This is a genomic window from Geodermatophilus sp. SMS 5-13 (genome assembly GCF_059428245.1).
In genome coordinates, this window is the sequence record NZ_CP165729.1 from 4,782,995 (window position 1) to 4,802,368 (window position 19,374).

Genomic DNA, 19,374 nt, shown 5'->3' on the forward strand with positions numbered 1-19,374 from the left:
GTTCCCCGTGTCGGACACCGAAGGCGCTCAGCTCGCGTGCCTACCATCGCTCGCGCCGGCCCCCCTCCCGCCGGCCGCCCCCCGTACCGCCTCCCGGTGGTCGGAACATGCGCCCGTCGCCCGGCGTTTCGTGCCGGGACGATCCGAGGAAGGACACCGTGAGCCGAGACCGCTCCGAGCCGGACGACCACCCGAGTCGCCCGCTCCCCCCGCGGCTCGACCCGCGCGCCGGCCGCCCCGCCCGCTCGCGCGCGGCCGAGTCCACCGCCCCGCACGCCGGCCGGACCGGTGCGCCGCGGTCCCGCCGCGGTGTCGTCGTCCTGCGCGTGGTCGGCGCCGTGCTCTCCGCCGCCCTGCTCGCGACCAGCGGCTGGGGCTGGTACCTCGGCCAGGTCGCCGAGGCGACGGTCAACCGCACCGATGCGATCCCGACCTCGGGCAACGAGGACACGTCCCACAACGGCGCGGCGATGAACCTGCTGCTGGTCGGCAACGACAGCCGCGCCGATCTCACCGATGAGCAGCTCGCCGAGCTCAACGCCGGCACGGACTCCGGCATCAACACCGACACGATGATCCTGGTGCACATCCCGGCCGACGGGTCGCGCGCCTCGTTCGTCTCCTTCCCGCGCGACTCGTACGTGCAGATCCCCGGGTACGGCTGGGACAAGCTCAACGCGGCCTACGCCTACGGCTACCAGTCGGTCGACGGCGGCCAGCCCGACGACGCGAAGCAGGCCGCCGGCGCCCAGCTGCTCGTGCAGACGATCAGCGGCCTCACCGGGCTGCAGATCGACCACTACGCCGAGGTCGACCTGCTCGGCTTCTTCAACCTCGCCTCGGTCGTCGGCGGCGTGGAGGTGAACCTGTGCGAGCCGGTCGACGACTCCGCCTACTCGGGCGCCGTCTTCCCCGCCGGCAAGCAGGTCATCAGCGGCGCGGAGGCCCTCAAGTTCGTCCGCCAGCGGCACGGCCTGCCGCGCGGCGACTTCGACCGGATCATCCGCCAGCAGGTGTTCATCGCCGGCGTGCTGCGCAAGATGCTCTCCGAGGACACCCTGCTCGACCTCGGCCGGCAGCGCGAGCTGGTGCAGGCGGCCGCCGAGTCGCTCACCGTGGACCAGTCGCTGGACCTCTTCCAGCTGGCGCAGCAGATGCAGTCGGTCACCGCCGGCGCCATCGAGTTCCAGACCATCCCCTACGTCGGCGACGACCGGGACGACCAGAACCGCTACATCCTCCGGCTCGAGGACGAGGACACGCTGCACCGCTTCTTCGCCGACCTCTCCGCCGAGCCCACCCCGGCACCGGAGGAGAGCACCACCCCGGCCGCGCCGCAGACCGTGGCGCCGTCGCAGGTGCAGGTCGCCGTCTACAACGGCTCGGGCACCCCCGGGCTGGCGGCCGAGACGGTCACCGCGCTCGGCACGGCCGGCTTCGTGCCGAGCAACGGCGGCAACGCCGACTCCAGCGACTACACGACGACCGAGATCCGCTACGCCACGGGCGACGAGGCGCGGGCGAACACCCTCGCCGCCGCCGTCCCCGGGGCGGTCCTCACCCAGGTCGACGACGCGACCACCGGCACGGTCGAGCTCGTCCTCGGCTCGGACTTCAACGGGGTCGGGCAGGCGGTCACGCCGACGCCCACCGTGCCCACCGAGGGCGAGGACGCGCGCACCGCCGCGGACGAGAGCTGCATCAACTGATCGACGGTTACCGCCGCCGCGACGCGGGGTAGCCACTGTTAGCCTCGCGGTACCGCCACGCTCATCCGCCGTTCACCGGCCGCGTGGTCGTACCGCCTGATCGAGGAGCTCCATCCTGCTCGCGAATCTGACCCTCGACGCCGACGGCCTGGGGTTCTCCGCCGGAGCCGAGGACGAGGAACGCGTCGTCGACGTCCTGCTCGACGGCCGCCGCATCTGGTCCTTCCGCATCGTCGACGCGCTCCCCGTGGTCCTCGACCCCGAGCTCGTCGACATCTCGTCGGCCCCGGGCCGCCGGATGCCGTGGCCGCTCAAGCTCAAGCCCTACCTGAATGGCACGTCAGTGATCAGCCTGCGGCCGGTCGACGGCGGGCCGGACGTCATCGAGGCGGGGGCCCGCTTCGGCGACAGCCCCGACCCGGTGCGCTTCGAGGACCGGTTCGGCATCGGCCTGATCATCAACAAGTTCAGCAACATCGGGCACGCACTGGCCGACTACGACCCGCAGACCATCCCGCGGATGCTCGACCACGTCGACGAGGTCCGCGAGGTCCTGGCCAAGCACTTCCCCGACCTCGACGTCTACGTCATGGGCGGCACGCTGCTGGGCCCGTACCGCGACGGCAAGATCATGCGGCACGACGACGACGCCGACCTCGGGTACCTGAGCAGGCACACGCACCCGGTCGACGTGGTCCGCGAGAACTTCGTCATCGGCCGGGCCCTGCGCGGCGCCGGGCTCAACCCGGTCCGCGCCTCCGGCGGCCACCTGCAGATCCACTTCGCGCACGAGGGCAAGCCGGACGCCTACGTCGACCTGTTCACCGGGTTCATCGACGACGAGAACTGGTTCCAGCACACCTTCGCCGTGCGCGCGCGGGCGACCCGCGACCAGATCGTCCCGCCGATCACCATCGACGTCGAGGGCCGCCCGGAGCCCGCGCCGCGGACGCCGGAGATCATGCTCGAGGCCAACTACGGCCCGGGCTGGCGGACGCCCGACCCCGCCTTCCGCTTCAACATCCCGCAGTCGATGCAGGACCGGTTCTGGGGCTGGTTCTCCGACTACGGCATGGACCGCACGGTCTGGGAGGACTGGTACCGCTACGACATCGAGGGCGAGCGGGTGCCGCTCGGCAGCGCACCGTCGGACTACGCGCGGTGGCTGCACGCCCGGATCCCGGCGGACGCGCCGATCCTGGAGCTCGGGGCCGGACGGGGCCACGACGCGCTGTGGCTGGCCGAGCAGGGGCACCGGGTGGACGCGATCGACTACGTCCGTTGGCCCACCGCGCGCGCCCAGCAGACCGCCGACGAGCGGGGGCTGCCGGCCCGGTTCCGGACGATCAACGTCAACGACCTGCGCCGGATGCTGGCCCTGGGGGCCGAGGTCGCCGCCCGCCGGGAGCCCGTCGTCGTCTATGGCCGCGACCTGCTCGCCACGGTGTGGGACGTGAGCCGGCCCCAGCTGCTGCGTCTGCTGTCGATGGTGCTGCGCTCGGGCGGCCAGGCCCACCTCGACGTGCCGCGCGCCGACCTGATGCCGATCCCCGGCACCGGCGTGCCGCTGCACCGGGCCACCCCGCTGGAGCGGCTCGCCGAGGAGCTGGCCCCCTACGGCCTGCGGATCGAGGAGACCCTCGACACCGAGGAGGCCCTCGAGAACCTGCCCTGGAACACGGAGGGGAAGCCCCTCCCCACGACGAGGATGGTGATCACATGGCAGCGGCGCGCGTGAAGCGAGCGCTGCGGGGACCGGCGAAGGCCCTGCGCAAGTACCTGGTGCCGGAGTACGAGGCGCTGCTCGAGGCGAACCGGCAGGCCTTCGATTCGCTCGGGGCCGCGCACGGTGCGATCGCGCACCTGCAGGAGCAGGAGCGCATCCAGCGCGAGCGGGTCGACGCGATCGAGGCGCGGCTGTGGGGCAGGCTCGACGACATGCAGCAGGCGCTGCTGGAGGAGCGCCGGCTCAACCTGCGCGTCGCCGAGCTGACCGACGTCGTCACCGAGCTGGTGCTGCCCCTGCACGACCGGGAGATCGACCCGGCCAAGCTGGAGAAGCTGGCGCCCGAGACGCTCTGAGCCGAACGACGACGACGCCCTGCCCCTCCGCGCGGAGGGGCAGGGCGTCGTCGTGTCCGGTGAGGCTCAGATGGGCAGCTTGCGGAAGACCGCGCGCGGCGTGTGCCGCAGCCCGCTCATGACCCAGCGCATGGCGCCGGGCACCCAGACGGTGTGCTTGCCCTTGCGGACCCCGGCGACGATCGCGTCGGCGACCGCCTCGGGCGTCGTGGCCAGCGGCGCGTCCTCGAGCCCCTGGGTCATCTTCGACTTGACGAAGCCCGGGCGGACGACGAGGACGGCGACGCCGGTGCCGGCGAGGGAGTCGGCGAGGCCGCTGAAGAACGCGTCCAGGCCGGCCTTGGTCGAGCCGTAGACGAAGTTCGACGCGCGGGCCCGCTCCCCCGCCACCGACGACAGGGCGACGATCACGCCGTGCCCCTGGTGGCGCAGGTGGTTGGCCAGCACCGTGCCGACGACGACCGGCGCCACGTAGTTGACCTTGCCGAGCGCGGCGACGGCGTCGGCGTCGCCGGCCAGCTGCTGCTGGGCGCCGAGCTGGCCGAAGGCGATCACCGCGACGTCGATGTCACCGCCGGCGGCCGCCTCGGCGACCATCCGCTTGGGCGAGGACGGGTCGTCGGCGTCGAAGTCGACGACCTCCACGAGCCCGCCCGCGCCGCGCAGCTCCTCGGCCACGGCGGCGCGGCGGGGGGTGTCGCGCGCGGCGACGATCACCCGCAGCGGCCGCTCGCGCAGGTAGCGGTGGGCGGTGGCCACGGCGATGTCCGAGGTGCCGCCGACGAGCAGCAGCGACCCGGGGGAACCGAGGGCGTCGATCACAGTGCGAGCCTCCTGGCCAGGTCCGAGGTGAAGACGCCGTCCGGGTCCACCTGCTTGCGCACGGCCCGGAACTGGTCGAGCCGGTCGTACATCTTCTCGAAGGTCTCCGGGCGCACCCGCGAGTCCTTGGCCAGGTAGATCCGGCCCTCGGCGGCGACGACGAGCTCGTCGAGCTGGTCGAGCAGCGTGGACAGGCCCTTCATCACCGGGATGTCCAGCGCGAGCGTCCAGCCCGGCGACGGGTAGGACAGCATGCCGGGGTTGCCCGGGCCGAAGCGCTTGAGCACGGCCAGGAAGGACGCCGTTCCGAAGGAGCTGAGCCGGTCCAGCGCCTCCCGCATGGCCTCCTCCTGCCCGAACGGGACGGTGAACTGGTACTGCACGAAGCCGCGGGGGCCGTAGATGCGGTTCCAGTTCCCCACCGCGTCGAGCGGGTGGAAGAACGTCGGGATGCTCTGCAGCTGGTTGCGCTTGAGCTTCGGCGCCTTCCGGTACCAGACCTCGTTGAAGGCGGCGACCGTGGCCAGGTTGAGCAGCCCCGGCGGGAAGACGTCGGGCACGGAGGCCTTGATCGACCCGTGGTACTTCAGCGGGTCGGCCTGCCGCTTGGCCGGCAGCTCGTCCAGCTTGGCGAAGCGACCCCGGGTGACCACCGAGCGGCCCATCCGCTTGCCCTTGGCGAGAGTGTCGATCCAGGCCACCGAGTACTCGTACAGGTGGTCGGTCTCGGCCAGCAGCGTCATGAGCGAGTCGAGGTCCGGCGTCCGGTCGGTGTCGACCAGGCAGCGCGAGGACTCGATCTTCTTCATCTGGACGGCGGCGCGCAGGATGACGCCGGTCAGGCCCATGCCGCCCGCGGTCGCCCAGAACAGGTCGGGGTCGGACTCCGGGCTGATGCGGCGGACCTGGCCGTCGGCGGTGAGCAGGTCGATCCAGCGCACGTGCTGCGAGAAGCTGCCGGCCACGTGGTGGTTCTTGCCGTGGATGTCGGCGCCGATGGCCCCGCCCACGGTCACCAGCCGGGTGCCGGGGGTGACCGGGACGAAGAAGCCCTGCGGCACGAACCGGTTCATCAGCTCGTCGAGCGAGATGCCGGCCTCGACCTCGATGAGGCCGGTCTCCAGGTCGGCGGCGAGCACCCGGTTGGCCGTGGTCATGTCGAGCACGTGCCCGCCGGCGTTCTGCGCGGCGTCGCCGTAGCTGCGGCCCATGCCGCGGGCGACCAGCCCGCGGTCGCCGGCGTCCTTGAGCACACGACGCGCCTCGTCGTCCTCGTGGACGGGTGAGAGCACGGCCGGTGTGGGGGCCGTCCGGCCCCAGCCGTGGAGGGGAACGAGCGGCGCGTCGGTCAGCGTGGCGTCAGACATTGAAGACCCCCAGCGCCAGCGTGGCGACCCACACGACGCCCAGGCCGAGCAGGACGCGGTCGCCCAGGACGATCTCCTCCGGGGCGCCGGCGGCGCCCTTGTCGACGTCCACGGCGTACCGCAGGATCGCCATGACGAACGGGGCGATCGAGATGGTCGCCCACGGCACGGCGTTGTCGTGCGCGCCGGCCATGTCGAAGGCCCACAGGCTGTAGGCGGTGACCGCGACGCCGGCCGAGAGGCTCCAGACGAACCGCAGGTAGCTCGCGGAGTACTCCTTGAGCGTCTTGCGGGTCGCGGCGGCGTCGCCGACGACGATCAGCTCCGAGTAGCGCTTGCCGGCGACCATGAACAGCGAGCCGAAGGCCGCGACCAGCAGGAACCACTGCGACAGCGTCAGCCCTGCGGCGACACCGCCGGCGATGCCGCGCAACAGGAAGCCCGACGCGACGACGGCGAGGTCGATGACCGGCTGGTTCTTCAGGAACAGGCAGTACGCCAGCTGGATGACCACGTAGGCGCCGAGCACCCAGGCCAGCGCCGGGCGGGTCAGCAGCACGCCCGCGGTCAGCGCGACCGCGAAGAAGACCACGGCCATCGCGATCGCCAGCGGCTTGGGCACGATGCCCGCGGCGATCGGGCGGAACCGCTTGCGCGGGTGCCGGCGGTCCTCCTCGACGTCGATCGTGTCGTTGACGAGGTAGACCGCGGACGCGGCGAAGCAGAACAGCACGAACGCGACGGCCGTCGGGCCGAGGACGTCGAGCTCGAAGATCTTGCCGGCAGCCAGCGGCGCGGCCAGGACGAGGACGTTCTTCACCCACTGGCGCGGGCGCACGGCGCGCACGAGGCCCCAGGCGAAGGTGCCCCGCCAGCCCGGCAGCCGCGGCGCGAGCGGCGGGTTCGGGGGCAGGGTGGCCGGCGGGGTCCCCGGCGTGCCGGTGTCCACCGGGCTCAGGTGCGCCGGCGCGGCGGCCGCGGGCGGGCTCGAGTGCGGTTGGGCGGTCACGGTCATGCCTTCCTACCTGCGGTTCGGGTGATGCGGCGCCGGACGACGGTGGCGACTCCGGCCCCGAGCACCGCTCCCGAGACGACGTCGGACGGGTAGTGCACGCCCAGCAGTACCCGCGACACCAGCATCAAGCCGGTGACCGCGACCATGGGTGGCCGGCCCAGCATGGGGCCGAAGCCGACGGCCGCCGCGGCGGTGGAGCAGCTGTGCGCGCTCGGGAAGGACAGCCGGCTCGGCGTCTTCACCAACGCCGGGACGTCGTCCAGCGTCGGCCGCACGCGGCGGACGACGCGCTTGACCACCACACCCGCCGCGTGCGCGGCGAGGACACCGGCCGTGCCGGCCACCCAGTCGGTCCGCCGACGGCCGGAGAGCCAGCCGGCGGCACCGAGGGCGAGCCAGCCCAGGGCGTGCTCACCGAAGTGGGAGAGGCCCTGGGCGACGGGGACGGCCGGGGTGCCACCGAGAGTGCGCCGCGTCGAGCGGAGCAGGGCGTGGTCGATCCGGGTCAGGCTGGTACCGGAGGTTGCGCTCATCGGGATCCGACTGTAGCCGCGCGGATCCGGCCGTCCGGGGACGCGCGGGGGGAACGCTCCGTCACACTGCCACTCTTGTCCCGTGCCCACCACGAGACCCACTCTTCCGGCGCAGCTGCTCGAGTCCGCGGTCCGCCGCGATGCCGCGGCCCCGCTGCTGACCTACTACGACGACGCGGCCGGCGAGCGGGTGGAGCTGTCCGCCACCACGCTGGCCAACTGGGTCGCCAAGACGGCGAACCTGCTGCAGGAGGAGTTCGACGTCGGCCCGGGCAGCACGGTCGCGCTGGCCCTGCCGGTGCACTGGCAGACCGCCGCCGTGCTGCTGGCGGCGTGGAGCTGCGGGGCGATCGTCCTGGACACGCCCGCGGAGGACGAGGGCGGGCTGGCCGCCGCCGACGTCGTCCTGGTGTCGCAGGACCGGCTGGTGGCCGTCGAGGAGGAGCTGGGAGGCGCCGAGCTGCTCGGCCTGTCCCTGCACCCGATGGGCCTGGGGATGAACGGCTACGCGGGGCAGGCCCGCGACTTCGCGCTCGAGGTGCGCGCGGCCGGGGACCGCTTCGCCCCGTGGACGCCGCCGGAGGCCTCCTCCCCCGGGCTGCGGGCCGGTGGGCTGGAGCTGACGCTGGGCGGGCTGACCGCGGCCGCGGCCGAGCTGGCCGGCCGGCTGGGGCTGGCCGCAGGCGACCGCGTCCTCGTCGACGACGCGACCGCCGCCGAGGCGGGACCGGTCGCCTGGCTGCTCGCACCGCTCGCGGCCGGGGCCTCGCTGGTCCTCTGCCGACATCCCGATCCGGACGGGCTCGCCGCCCGCGCGGCCGCCGAACGGGTCACGGCTACGCTCGGACCCGAGATCGACGGCATCCGCGCGCTGGGACGACCTGTGTAGACGGGTCTCCCGGCCGCACGAGAACGGTGGGTCAGTTCATGGACAAGGTGGTCGCCAGCGCCCGCGAGGCCGTGGCCGACATCGGGGACGGCGCGACGCTCGCCGTCGGCGGCTTCGGGCTCTGCGGGGTCCCGATCAAGCTCATCGACGCCCTCCTCGAGCAGGGCACGAAGAACCTGACCACGATCTCCAACAACTGCGGCGTCGACGACCAGGCGCTGGGCGTGCTGCTCTACGCCGGGCGGATCCGCAAGACGATCAGCTCGTTCGTCGGTGGCAACAAGGAGCTGGCCCGGCTCTACCTCTCCGGCCAGATGGAGGTGGAGCTGACCCCGCAGGGCACGCTGGCCGAGCGGCTGCGCGCGGGCGGCGCCGGCATCCCGGCGTTCTACACGCCCACCGGGGTCGGCACGATGGTGGCCAACGGCGGCATCCCGATCCGCTACGACGCCGACGGCAAGGTGGTCGAGGCCAGCAAGCCGAAGGAGGTCCGCGAGTTCGACGGCCGGCAGTACGTCATGGAGACCGCGCTGACCGCCGACTTCGGCCTGGTCCGCGCCGCCGTCGGCGACCGGCACGGCAACCTGGTGTTCCACGAGTCGGCCCGCAACTTCAACCCGCTGGCCGGCATGGCCGGGCGGGTCACGATCGCCGAGGTCGAGGAGCTGGTCGAGCCCGGCGAGATCCGCCCGGAGGACGTGCACCTGGCCGGCGTGTTCGTGCACAAGGTGGTCGTGGTCGGCACCGAGGGCAAGAAGATCGAGTTCCGCACCACCCGGCCGCGTTCGGAGGCGACCGCCTGATGGCTCTCACCCGCAATGCACTCGCCGCCCGCGTCGCGCAGGAGCTCGTCGACGGCCAGTACGTCAACCTCGGCATCGGGATGCCGACGCTGGTGCCCAACTACGTGCCCGACGACGTGCACGTCGTGCTGCACAGCGAGAACGGGATCCTCGGCGTGGGCCCCTACCCGTTCGAGGGCGAGGAGGACGCCGACCTGATCAACGCCGGCAAGGAGACCGTGACGATCCTGCCGGGGTCGAGCTTCTTCGACTCCTCGATGAGCTTCGGCATGATCCGCGGCGGCCACCTCGACCTCGCCATCCTCGGCGCCATGCAGGTCAACATCCGGGGCGACCTGGCCAACTGGCTCATCCCGGGCAAGATGGTCAACGGCATGGGCGGCGCGATGGACCTCGTCCAGGGCGCCAAGCGGGTGATCGTGATGATGGAGCACGTCGCCCGCGACGGCTCGGCGAAGATCGTCGAGGAGTGCACCCTGCCCCTCACCGGACCCGCCTGCGTCGACCGGGTCATCACCGACCTCGCCGTCATCGACGTCACCGACGAGGGCCTCGTGCTGCGCGAGGTCGCCCCTGGCGTCAGCGTCGACGAGGTGGTCGAGAAGACCGGCGCGAAGCTGACCGTGCCCGACGACGTCCCGACCATGTCGATCCCCGCCGCCGTGGCCTGACCGAGCTTGCGAGGTCAGCAAGGAGCGCAGCACCTAGGGCACGGGCCGACGAGCGCCAGCAAGGAGCGCCCGTGACCTTCAGCGTTCTCGCATGGGATCCCGCCACCGGTGACCTGGGCATCGCGGTCTCCTCGTGCATCCTCGCCGTCGGCCGGGCGGTGCCGGGCGCCCGGCCGGGCATCGGCGTCGTGGCCGTGCAGGCCCGCAGCCGGCGGGGGCTGGGGCAGTCCCTGCTGACCGGGCTGGCCGAGGGCGCCGCCCCCGAGGAGCTGGTGAAGCGCGCGGCGCACTCCGCCGAGGACGCCGACCGGCAGATCGCCGTCCTCGCCGCCGACGGACGGGTCGCCGCCGACACCGGCCGGACGTCGCTGCCCGCCAGCGGCCACCTCGTCGGCGACGGGTGGAGCGTGCAGGGCAACATGCTGGCCTCGACCGACGTCCTGCCGGCGATGGCCCAGGCGCTCTCCGCCGCCGGCGGCGGCCTGCCCGACCGGCTGCTCGCCGCGCTGACCGCGGGGCAGGACGCCGGTGGCGACCTGCGCGGCCGGCAGTCCGCCGCGCTGCTCGTCGTCGGCGGCTCGCCGGTGACCGACGAGGACGACGGCGTGCGGATGGACCTGCGGGTCGACGACTCCGGCGACCCGGTCGCCCAGCTGCGCATGCTGCGCAACCTGCAGCGCGCCTACGACGAGCGCGACTACGAGACGCTCGCCCTGTTCGCCCCCGAGGGCGCCCGGGACCTCTACGCGGCGCTGGCCGCCTCGCGCCGCGGTGACCGCGCCGCGGCCCGCACCGCGCTGGAGGCGATGCGCGCCCGCCCCGGCTGGTCGGCGTGGCTGGCCTCGATGGCCGGCGACGCGCGCCTGGCCGGGGTGCACCGGCTCCTCGACGCCTGACCGGCGGACCGCCGCCTCAGCACACCGGCGTGAACTCCAGCCGCAGGGAGTCCGACGGGGGCAGCAGGATGGCCGGGCGAGCTCCGAACGTCCAGTCGGCGGGCAGCAGGAGGTACTGGTCCCCCGCCTGCGGGACGAGCTTGAGCCCCGCGTACCGGAATCCGTACGCACCCTCCGGTCCGGTGGACGGCTCCTCCGTCAGGCCGGCGGCGGACAGGTTGAGGCTCCGCTCGCTGTAGACGACCACGTCGGGCGCGCACGCCAGGTTGGCCACGAACCCCTGCGCGTCCTGCGGGCCGAGCCGGAGCGCGTAGCTGCCCACGGCCCAGAACAGGCCGACGCCGAACAGGACGGCCACGCAGACCCACTTCGCGACGGTCAGGGCCACGTGGCCGGGCCGGTGGTCCGGCGGCCCCGGCCGGGTCAGGGCCCGGGCGGCCCGCCGGAGCAGCGCCAGGATCCTCCCCGCGGACGACGTCCCGGCCTCCGTGACCGCAGGTTCGGCCGTGTCGCGCGGCGCGAGCATCCTCCGCAGCCGGGCGGCCCAGGCCAGCAGCACCACCCCCACCGACAGGCTGATCCCGCGGCCCTCCGGGAAGGAGGCCGGGAACACCGTCAGGCGGAACAGCGTCTCGGCGGCCACCAGGCCCAGCAGCACGACGCCCGCGACGGCGACGAGGGGGAAGAGTGTGCGGTACAGCCACCAGCGGACCCGCTCCGACGACCGCTCGAGCGGCAGCCGGTAGATCCACAGCGCCAGGAGCCCCGCCGCCGCCAGGGTGCCCAGCGGGACGATCGCGGTGCTCGCGCTCAGGATGAGCAGGCCCTGCGTCGGCAGGTCGAGGACGGTGTAGTTCACGCCGAAGTAGCGGTAGTAGCCGATGGCGTACAGCAGCCCGAAGTAGAAGAACAGCGCGGTCAGCAGCGTGGTCGGGGCGACGATCGACCCGATCACCTGCAGCGCCTTCGGAACGGCCTCGGCGGCTTCGAACGACGCGTCGGGGGTCTCGTCCTGCTGTCCCGGGGGCGCGGCGTCCACGGCCGCAGGCGGCGGCACGGACGACCCGACCGGGACGGCAGCAGCCGGCCGGGCCTCCGGGGCAGGAGCGACCCGGTCGGCGACCTCGTCGGTCCTCGTCGTCACGCGCCACCCCCCTCCGGCGCGGCCGCCACCTCGGGCGTGCACTCGACCGTGACGTCGACGGTGGTGGGGGTAGGCACGTCGACGCCCTCGCCCTTGTCCGGATCCGGATCCATGTGGGTGACGACGCACGGGGCGTACACGTTGCCGAGGTCGTCCTCGTAACGGGTGTTGCCCTGGTCGTCGAAGGTATCCGTCGCTCGAGGTGCTGGGTTGATGCTTCCCCCGGCCGTACTGATCACAGACAGGTTCAGCGTCAGACAGTCGGAGTCGTAGCCCTTGGCGCTGCATGCGCGGGCGTAGGCGTCCGCCCAAGCCGCCGCCTGGAGCTCGGCCCCGTTGCCGGGGAGGTCGAACGAGACGGTCCCGGGCGGAGGGTTCGGGTTGGGCGGTTGCGGCTTCGGCTGGGGCTGCGGGTTCGGCTGGGGATTCGGCCCCGGGTTCGGCCCCGGGTTCGGCCCCGGGTTCGGCTGCGGCGCCCCCGGGTTCGGCTGCGGACCCGGCTGCGGGTTCGGGCCAGGGGCGGACTGGGGGCCGGGATTCGGACCCGGGTTCGGCTGCGGGCCCGGGTTCGGCTGCGGGCCCGGGTTCGACTGCGGGCCCGGGTTCGGCTGCGGGCCCGGGTTCGACTGCGGGCCCGGGTTCGACTGCGGGCCCGGGTTCGACTGCGGGCCCGGGTTCGACTGCGGGCCCGGGTTCGACTGCGGCCCCGGCTGCGGAGCGGGGTCGGGCTGCTGGGGACCGGGGCCGGATTGCTGCTGCGGATCCGGACCGGGCCCCGGGGGCGGCGCTGCCGAGGAGGTGTCCGCCGAGGACGCCTCCGGCTGCGGGGCACCGAGCGGTTCCGCGGCTCCGCCGCAGGACACCACGACGAGAACCACCGGCGCCACCGCCGTGCGGCGCAGCAGACGTGTCCACCCGTCCATCTCTGCCTCCCCTTCGACGGAGTGGCTCATGGGGCAGAGGCCTGAGGCCTGCCGGGTGATACCTCGTGCGCTTCTCCTCGGCGCGATCGGACTCGCTGGGTCACGAACTCTAGGGATGCTCGGCTCGAGGAGCCAGTGACTTAGCGCCGCTCCTCGCCGGGCCGGCCCGCGGCCGCGATCCATGCGACCCGTCCGTCCCACCTGCCGCTTCCCACTCGTGCGCGACCCGCCGACACGGAGCGGTGAAACGGTGGAACAGGTGAGTCCGGTACAACTATCCGTGATTACCCGAATCCGTTTCGTGATTACTTCGTGATCCGCGGCCGACGTCGACGACGGCCGATTCCTCCGCGCTCGCAACCTGAGCCGCACCACGTCTGGGGTGTTCATGTCCTCCACTCGTCGCCGCTGGCTGCTCGTGGCCGTCGTCCTCGTCGCTCTCGCGGCCGGCGGCGGCTACCTGCTGCGGCCGACCTCCGACATCGAGGCCGGACCGGCCGCCGCCGCGTCCACGCCCGCGGGCCCGACGGGCGGCGCGGTCCCCGATCCGCGCGCGACCGTCACCACGCCGGTGACGACCGAGCCGCCCGAGGAGGTGGCCACGGATGCGCCCGTGACCGCTCCCGACGGGCAGGCCGACGTCGTCCTCAGCTACGCCGGCTGGGATCCCGCCAGCTCGTCGGTCCAGGTCAACGCCTTCGTCGGCAGCCTGGTCCAGGACGGCGGGACCTGCGCCCTGGAGCTCACCCGCGGCGGGGAGTCGCACACGGTGTCGGGCACCGCGAACGCCGATGCCAGCACGACGATCTGCGACCTGCTCGAGATCCCGGGAGGCGAGCTGGCCGCGGGCCCGTGGCAGGCGGTGGTGACCTACACGTCGGCCACCTCGACCGGGTCGTCCGAGCCGGTGGAGGTGACCGTTCCGTGAGGTCCGCCCGTCCCGGCCGGCTGATCTCCGCGGCCTTCGCGCTCACCCTGCTGGCCGCCGTCCTGACGATCGACGTCCTCAGCGGCGCCGCCCCGTCGACCACACCGGCGCCGGCCGCCGCGTCGCCACAGCTCGAGCTCGCCGCCGACACCGGCCAGTTCCGCGCCGGCAACATCATCAGCGACAACCTGTTCTTCGACGGCAACGCCATGAACGCCGGCGACGTGCAGGCGTTCCTGGACACCAAGGGCGCCTCGTGCGTGAACGGGCCCCAGCCCTGCCTGAAGAACTTCACCGAGACCACCTGGACCCGCGCCAGCGACGCGTACTGCAGCGGCTACGCCGGCGCCCCCGGTGAGACGGCGGCCTGGATCATCACGAAGGTCGGCCAGGCCTGCGGGATCAGCCAGCGCGTGCTGCTGGTCATCCTGCAGAAGGAGCAGGGGCTGGTCCGCCTGAGCGGGAGCAACCTCACGGCCACGCGCTACCAGAAGGCCATGGGCTACGGCTGCCCCGACACCGCACCCTGCGACACCCAGTACTACGGCTTCTACAACCAGGTGTGGAACGCGGCGCGCCGGTTCAAGGTGTACGCCGGCAACCCGAACGGCTACAACTACAAGGCCGGCCGGGTCAACTCGATCCTGTACAGCCCCGACGCCTCCTGCGGCCGCTCCGACGTCTACATCGAGAACCAGGCCACCGCCGGGCTGTACATCTACACGCCCTACCAGCCCAACGCCGCGGCGCTCGCCGCCGGCTACGGGACCGCCCCCTGCGGCGCGTACGGCAACCGCAACTTCTGGCTGTACTACACCGACTGGTTCGGCTCCACGCAGTCCCCCGGCGGGAACGCCGTCGTCTCCCGGGCCCTGGCCGCGTCGACCGTGCTGGGCGCCGCGACCTCGAACGTGGTCTGCGGCCTGGCCCAGGGCGGCTGCTTCCAGGCCTTCGCCAACGGCTCGATCTACTGGTCCCCCTCGACCGGGGCGCAGATCGTGCGCGGCGCGATCGGCGGGCACTGGGCCGAACTGCGCTGGGAGCAGGGCCGGCTGGGCTACCCCACCCGCGAGGAGGTCTGCGGCCTCGCGGACGGCGGCTGCTTCCAGGAGTTCCAGGGCGGGGTCATGTACTGGACCGGCGCCAGCGGTGCGCACCAGGTGCTCGGCGCCATCCGCACCCGGTGGAACGCGCAGAAGTGGGAGACCGGGCCGCTGGGCTACCCCGTCCGGGACGAGGTGTGCGGCCTGAAGAACGGCGGCTGCTTCCAGAACTTCCAGGGCGGCAGCATCTACTGGTCGGCCGCGACCGGCGCCCGGATCACCAGCGGCGACGTCCTCACCAAGTGGGGGACGCAGCAGTGGGAGCGGGGAGCCCTCGGCTACCCCACGAACGACACCACGTGCGGCCTGCGGGACACCGGCTGCTACCAGAACTTCCAGGGCGGCGCGGTCTACACGTCCGCGACCAACGGCTCGTGGGCGGTCAGCGGCGCCGTCCTCACCAAGTGGGGCGCGCTGAGCTGGGAGCGCGGCGCCCTCGGCTACCCGATCGCCGACCAGCGGTGCGGGTACACCGACGGCGGGTGCTTCCAGAACTTCCAGAACGGCGCGGTGTACGTGTCGGCGTCCACCCCCGCCTCCGCCGTCAAGCCGGGACCCGTGGCGGACGCCTGGGCCGCGCAGCAGTGGGAGCGCGGGCCGCTCGGCTACCCCACGCGGGACACCACCTGCGGCCTGAAGGACACCGGCTGCTTCCAGAACTTCCAGGGCGGCGCGGTCTATTCGTCCGCGACCACGGGGACGCACACCGTCTCCGGCGCCGTCCAGGAGCGCTGGGCCGCGCAGCAGTGGGAGCGGGGGGCCCTGGGTTACCCCACCGCCGAGCAGGTCTGCGGGCTGGCGTCCAACGGCTGCTCCCAGACCTTCCAGGGCGGCGCGGTGTACTCCAGCCCCACCACCGGCGCGCACACCGTCTCCGGGAACTTCCTGACGCAGTGGGCCGCCCGGTCGTCGGAGAACGGTCCGCTGGGCTACCCGGTCACGGAGCAGGTCTGCGGCCTCGCCGGCGGCGGCTGCTACCAGCACTTCCAGACGGGCTCGATCTACTCCTCCACGGCGGGGGGTGTGCGCAGCGTGATCGGCCCGATCAAGGACGCCTGGAAGGCGCAGGGCTGGGAGCACGGCCCGCTGGGCTACCCGACGGCCGACCGCGTCTGCGACCTGACCGGCGGCGGCTGCTCGCAGGCGTTCCAGGGCGGGACGGTCTACTGGAGCCAGGCCACCGGTGCCCGGGTCGTCCTGGGCGCCATCCGCACGTACTGGCTCACGGCGGGCGCCCAGGACAGCGCCCTGGGCTACCCGACGGCCAACGAGGTCTGCGGTCTGGTGTCCGGCGGCTGCTTCCAGACCTTCCAGAACGGCTCGGTGTACTGGTCGCGGACCACCGGCGCCCACGCGGTGTCGGGGGCGATCAAGACCGCCTGGGGCGCCGCCGGCTGGGAGCGCGGGACGCTGGGCTACCCGGCCGCCGACGCCGTGACCTCCGGCACCCAGACGACCCAGCGGTTCCAGGGGGGCACGCTCGTGCTCGACACCACCACCGGGCGGGTGACCCGCCGCTGACGCACACCGGCCGGGGCCCGCACGGGCCCCGGCCGGACGCTCAGCGCAGCAGCGAGCGGGCGATGACCATCCGCTGGATCTGGTTGGTGCCCTCGTAGATCTGGGTGATCTTGGCGTCGCGCATCATGCGCTCGACCGGGAAGTCCTGGGTGTAGCCGGCCCCGCCGAAGAGCTGGACGGCGTCGGTGGTCACCTGCATGGCGACGTCGGAGGCGAAGGCCTTCGCCGAGGCGGAGACCCGGGTGACGTCGCGGCGGCCCTGCTCCCCCGCGGCGGCCGCGACGTAGACCAGGTGCCGGGCGGCCTCGACCTTCATCTCCATGTCGGCGAGCATGAACTGCACGCCCTGGAAGTGGCTGATGCTCGTGCCGAACTGCTTGCGGTCCTTGACGTAGGCGACCGCCGCGTCCAGCGCGCCCTGCGCGATGCCGACGGCCTGCGCGCCGATCGTCGGGCGGGTGAAGTCCAGCGTGCGCAGCGCGGTCTTGAAGCCGGTACCGGGGGCGCCGATGATCCGGTCGCCCGGGATCGTGCAGTCGGTGAAGTACAGCTCGCAGGTGGGCGAGCCCTTGATGCCCATCTTGCGTTCCTTCGGCCCGACCGCGAAGCCGGGGTCGTCCTTGTGGACGGCGAAGGCGGAGATGCCGTTGGCGCCCTTCTCCGGATCGGTCACCGCCATGACCGTGTACCAGGAGGAGACGCCGGAGTTGGTGATCCAGGCCTTGGTGCCGTTGAGCACCCAGGAGTCGCCGTCCTGGCGGGCGCGGGTCTTCATCGCCGCCGCGTCGGAGCCGGCCTCCCGCTCCGACAGGCCGTAGCTGATCATCGCCTCGCCGGCGGCGATCGGCGCCAGCACCCGCTGCTTCAGGTCCTCGTCGGCGGACAGGATGATCGGCATCGAGCCGAGCTTGTTGACCGCGGGGATCAGCGAGGCCGAGCAGTCGACCCGGGCGACCTCCTCGATCACGATGCAGGTCGCGATCGCGTCGGCGCCCTCTCCCCCGTACTGCTCGGGGATGTGCGTGGCGTGGAAGCCCGCGGCGGTCAGCGCCTTCTGCGCCTCGATCGGATACCGCGACTGCGCGTCCACATCGGCGGCGTGCGGCGCGATCTCCCGCTCGGCGATCTCGCGGACCGCCTCTCGGATCGCCTCGTGCTCCTCGGTCAGTGCATACAGCCCCGCGTTGCTACCCACGGGTTCGAGCCTAATCCCCGCCCTTCGCGCGCGGTCCGAGCGCCTGCTGGAGCGCCGCGTCCCGGGCGACCACCTGGTCGGCGAGGTCGGTCTGGAAGCGGCTGACCTCGGCCCGCAGCCGGTCGTCGGCCGCGGCCAGGATGCGGACGGCGAGCAGCCCCGCGTTGCGGCCGCCGCCGATGCTCACCGTGGCCACGGGCACGCCGGCCGGCATCTGCACGATCGACAGCAGGCTGTCCAGCCCGTCGAGGCGGTCCAGCGGGCGCGGGACGCCGATGACCGGCAGCGGGGTGGCCGCGGCGACCATCCCCGGCAGGTGCGCCGCTCCCCCGGCCCCGGCGATGATCACCCGCAGGCCGCGGCCGGCGGCGGACTCGGCGTAGTCGAGCATCCGCCGCGGCGTCCGGTGCGCCGAGACGACGTGCGCCTCCCACGGGACGACGAACTCGTCCAGCGCGGTCGCGGCCGGTTGCATCGTCGGCCAGTCCGAGTCGCTGCCCATGACGATGCCGACCAGCGGCTCACTCACGAAGGCTCCTCAGTGCTCGTCGGCGAACGCGAAGGCGGGGTCGACGACGCCGTCGGCCAGGTAGCGGGCCGCGGCGACCGCGCGGGCGCGGACCTCCTCGAGGTCGTCGCCGAGGGCCGTCACGTGGCCGAGCTTGCGGCCGGGGCGCTGGCCCTTGCCGTACCAGTGCAGCTTCACATCCGGCCAGTGCGCCATCAGGTGGTGCATCCGCTCGTCGAGGGCGGGGCCGGTCCAGTCCTGCGCCGCGGCCGCCCCGCCGAGCACGTTGGCCATCACGACCACCGGCGCGGTCATCGCCGTCGAGCCGAGCGGGTAGTCGAGGACTGCCCGCAGGTGCTGCTCGAACTGACTGGTCCGCGCCCCCTCGATGGTCCAGTGGCCGGTGTTGTGCGGCCGCATCGCCAGCTCGTTGACCAGCACGCCGTCGGCGGTCTCGAACAGCTCGACGGCGAGCAGCCCGACGACGCCGAGCCGTTCGGCGATGCGGATCGCGAGCTCCTGCGCGCCGGTCGCGCGGGCGTCGTCCAGCCCCGGCGCCGGGGCGAGCACCTCGTGGCAGACGCCGTCGCGCTGCACGCTCTCGACCACCGGCCACGCGGCCACCTGCCCGAACGGCGACCGCGCGACCACCGCGGCCAGCTCCCGGACCAGCGGGACCCGCTCCTCGGCGAGCAGCACGCCGTGCCCGTCCAGGAGCGCGGCGGCCTCGGCCGGGTCCCCGACGACGAAGACCCCCTTGCCGTCGTAGCCGCCCCGGGGGGTCTTGAGCACCACGGGCCAGCCGTGCGCCGCGGCGAACGCGGCGACGTCGTCCGTGCTCGCGACCTCGGCCCAGGCCGGCTGCGGCTCCCCCGCCGCGGCGAGCGCGCGGCGCAGGACCAGCTTGTCCTGCGCGTGCACGAGCGCGTCGGGGCCGGGCGCGACCCGGTGGCCGGCCGCCTCGAGGGCGTGCAGGTGCTCGGTGGGGACGTGCTCGTGGTCGAAGGTGAGCACGGTGGCGCCCTCGGCGGCCCGGGTCAGCGCCGCGAGGTCGCGGTGGTCGCCGAGCTGCACGTCCTCGGCGACGAGCGCCGCGGACTCCTCGGGGCCGGTCGAGAGCACGCGCAGGGACTGGCCGAGCGCGATCGCGGCCTGGTGGGTCATACGGGCGAGCTGGCCGCCACCGACCATGGCGACCACGGGCAGTCCTGTACGGGGATCGAGCGCGTCGGCCATGGCGCGGACAGGGTAGCCGGGGCCCCGCT

The 19,374-nt window shown here is 73.3% G+C and carries 18 protein-coding genes; 9 read left to right on the top strand and 9 right to left on the bottom strand.

Annotation, left to right across the window (positions count from 1 at the left end; all coding sequences use genetic code 11):
• Positions 1–158: 158 nt before the first annotated feature.
• The 3 genes from AB3388_RS23120 to AB3388_RS23130 all read left to right on the top strand — a co-directional run bounded on the left by AB3388_RS23120 (position 159) and on the right by AB3388_RS23130 (position 3,791).
• Positions 159–1,709: an LCP family protein gene (locus AB3388_RS23120; RefSeq protein WP_495407657.1), complete on the top strand. Its 1,551-nt coding sequence runs from the start codon at positions 159–161 to the stop codon at positions 1,707–1,709.
• Between the two features lie 247 nt (positions 1,710–1,956).
• Positions 1,957–3,447, top strand: coding sequence for a class I SAM-dependent methyltransferase (locus AB3388_RS23125; RefSeq protein ID WP_495407658.1), 1,491 nt, complete (start codon positions 1,957–1,959; stop codon positions 3,445–3,447).
• On the top strand, positions 3,429–3,791 hold the full coding sequence (locus tag AB3388_RS23130) for a DUF6752 domain-containing protein (RefSeq protein WP_495407659.1): 363 nt from the start codon (positions 3,429–3,431) through the stop codon (positions 3,789–3,791). Before AB3388_RS23125 ends, AB3388_RS23130 begins: the two co-directional genes overlap by 19 nt.
• Positions 3,792–3,857: 66 nt before the next feature.
• Here the strand turns inward: AB3388_RS23130 and dprE2 are convergent, their stop codons facing one another.
• The 4 genes from dprE2 to AB3388_RS23150 are packed head-to-tail and all read right to left on the bottom strand — an operon-like array spanning position 3,858 to position 7,528.
• A complete protein-coding gene (gene dprE2 / locus AB3388_RS23135) occupies positions 3,858–4,613 on the bottom strand; it encodes a decaprenylphospho-beta-D-erythro-pentofuranosid-2-ulose 2-reductase (RefSeq protein ID WP_495407660.1) in 756 nt (251 codons plus the stop codon).
• Entirely contained in the window at positions 4,610–5,980 is a 1,371-nt protein-coding gene (gene dprE1, locus AB3388_RS23140) for a decaprenylphosphoryl-beta-D-ribose oxidase (RefSeq protein WP_495407661.1), read from the bottom strand. Before dprE1 ends, dprE2 begins: the two co-directional genes overlap by 4 nt.
• Complete coding sequence (locus AB3388_RS23145; protein ID WP_495407662.1) at positions 5,973–6,995, bottom strand: decaprenyl-phosphate phosphoribosyltransferase; 1,023 nt, start codon at positions 6,993–6,995, stop codon at positions 5,973–5,975. Before AB3388_RS23145 ends, dprE1 begins: the two co-directional genes overlap by 8 nt.
• Positions 6,992–7,528 (bottom strand): phosphatase PAP2 family protein, encoded by a 537-nt coding sequence (locus AB3388_RS23150; RefSeq protein WP_495407663.1) that lies wholly within the window; start codon positions 7,526–7,528, stop codon positions 6,992–6,994. Before AB3388_RS23150 ends, AB3388_RS23145 begins: the two co-directional genes overlap by 4 nt.
• An 82-nt stretch (positions 7,529–7,610) precedes the next feature.
• On the opposite strand from AB3388_RS23150, the gene AB3388_RS23155 reads away from it, so the two are divergent.
• From AB3388_RS23155 to AB3388_RS23170, 4 genes are all read left to right on the top strand, one after another.
• Complete coding sequence (locus AB3388_RS23155) at positions 7,611–8,417, top strand: TIGR03089 family protein (protein WP_495407664.1); 807 nt, start codon at positions 7,611–7,613, stop codon at positions 8,415–8,417.
• Positions 8,418–8,455: 38 nt separating this feature from the next.
• Entirely contained in the window at positions 8,456–9,220 is a 765-nt protein-coding gene (locus AB3388_RS23160) for a CoA transferase subunit A (protein WP_495407665.1), read from the top strand.
• Positions 9,220–9,891, top strand: a complete 672-nt coding sequence (locus AB3388_RS23165; RefSeq protein WP_495407666.1) for a 3-oxoacid CoA-transferase subunit B — start codon at positions 9,220–9,222, stop codon at positions 9,889–9,891. The genes AB3388_RS23160 and AB3388_RS23165 overlap by 1 nt, the downstream gene beginning before the upstream one ends.
• Before the next feature lie 71 nt (positions 9,892–9,962).
• Positions 9,963–10,787, top strand: a complete 825-nt coding sequence (locus tag AB3388_RS23170; RefSeq protein WP_495407667.1) for a DUF1028 domain-containing protein — start codon at positions 9,963–9,965, stop codon at positions 10,785–10,787.
• 16 nt (positions 10,788–10,803) lie between these two features.
• Here AB3388_RS23170 and AB3388_RS23175 read toward each other — a convergent pair whose 3' ends face one another.
• Together AB3388_RS23175 and AB3388_RS23180 are read right to left on the bottom strand one after the other, a co-directional pair.
• Positions 10,804–11,931 carry a hypothetical protein gene (locus tag AB3388_RS23175; protein ID WP_495407668.1) on the bottom strand — a complete coding sequence of 376 codons (1,128 nt, stop codon included), beginning with the start codon at positions 11,929–11,931 and terminating at the stop codon, positions 10,804–10,806.
• On the bottom strand, positions 11,928–12,170 hold the full coding sequence (locus tag AB3388_RS23180; protein WP_495407670.1) for a hypothetical protein: 243 nt from the start codon (positions 12,168–12,170) through the stop codon (positions 11,928–11,930). The genes AB3388_RS23175 and AB3388_RS23180 overlap by 4 nt, the downstream gene beginning before the upstream one ends.
• Before the next feature lie 1,072 nt (positions 12,171–13,242).
• Here AB3388_RS23180 and AB3388_RS23185 point away from each other — a divergent pair.
• Complete coding sequence (locus AB3388_RS23185) at positions 13,243–13,782, top strand: hypothetical protein (RefSeq protein ID WP_495407671.1); 540 nt, start codon at positions 13,243–13,245, stop codon at positions 13,780–13,782.
• Entirely contained in the window at positions 13,779–16,406 is a 2,628-nt protein-coding gene (locus tag AB3388_RS23190; protein ID WP_495407672.1) for a hypothetical protein, read from the top strand. Before AB3388_RS23185 ends, AB3388_RS23190 begins: the two co-directional genes overlap by 4 nt.
• Before the next feature lie 40 nt (positions 16,407–16,446).
• Here AB3388_RS23190 and AB3388_RS23195 read toward each other — a convergent pair whose 3' ends face one another.
• The 3 genes from AB3388_RS23195 to AB3388_RS23205 are packed head-to-tail and all read right to left on the bottom strand — an operon-like array spanning position 16,447 to position 19,345.
• Complete coding sequence (locus tag AB3388_RS23195; protein WP_495407674.1) at positions 16,447–17,601, bottom strand: acyl-CoA dehydrogenase family protein; 1,155 nt, start codon at positions 17,599–17,601, stop codon at positions 16,447–16,449.
• A gap of 10 nt (positions 17,602–17,611) precedes the next feature.
• Positions 17,612–18,130 (bottom strand): 5-(carboxyamino)imidazole ribonucleotide mutase, encoded by a 519-nt coding sequence (gene purE, locus AB3388_RS23200; protein WP_495407675.1) that lies wholly within the window; start codon positions 18,128–18,130, stop codon positions 17,612–17,614.
• Between the two features lie 9 nt (positions 18,131–18,139).
• Positions 18,140–19,345 carry a 5-(carboxyamino)imidazole ribonucleotide synthase gene (locus tag AB3388_RS23205; protein ID WP_495407676.1) on the bottom strand — a complete coding sequence of 402 codons (1,206 nt, stop codon included), beginning with the start codon at positions 19,343–19,345 and terminating at the stop codon, positions 18,140–18,142.
• Between the last annotated feature and the right edge of the window lie 29 nt (positions 19,346–19,374).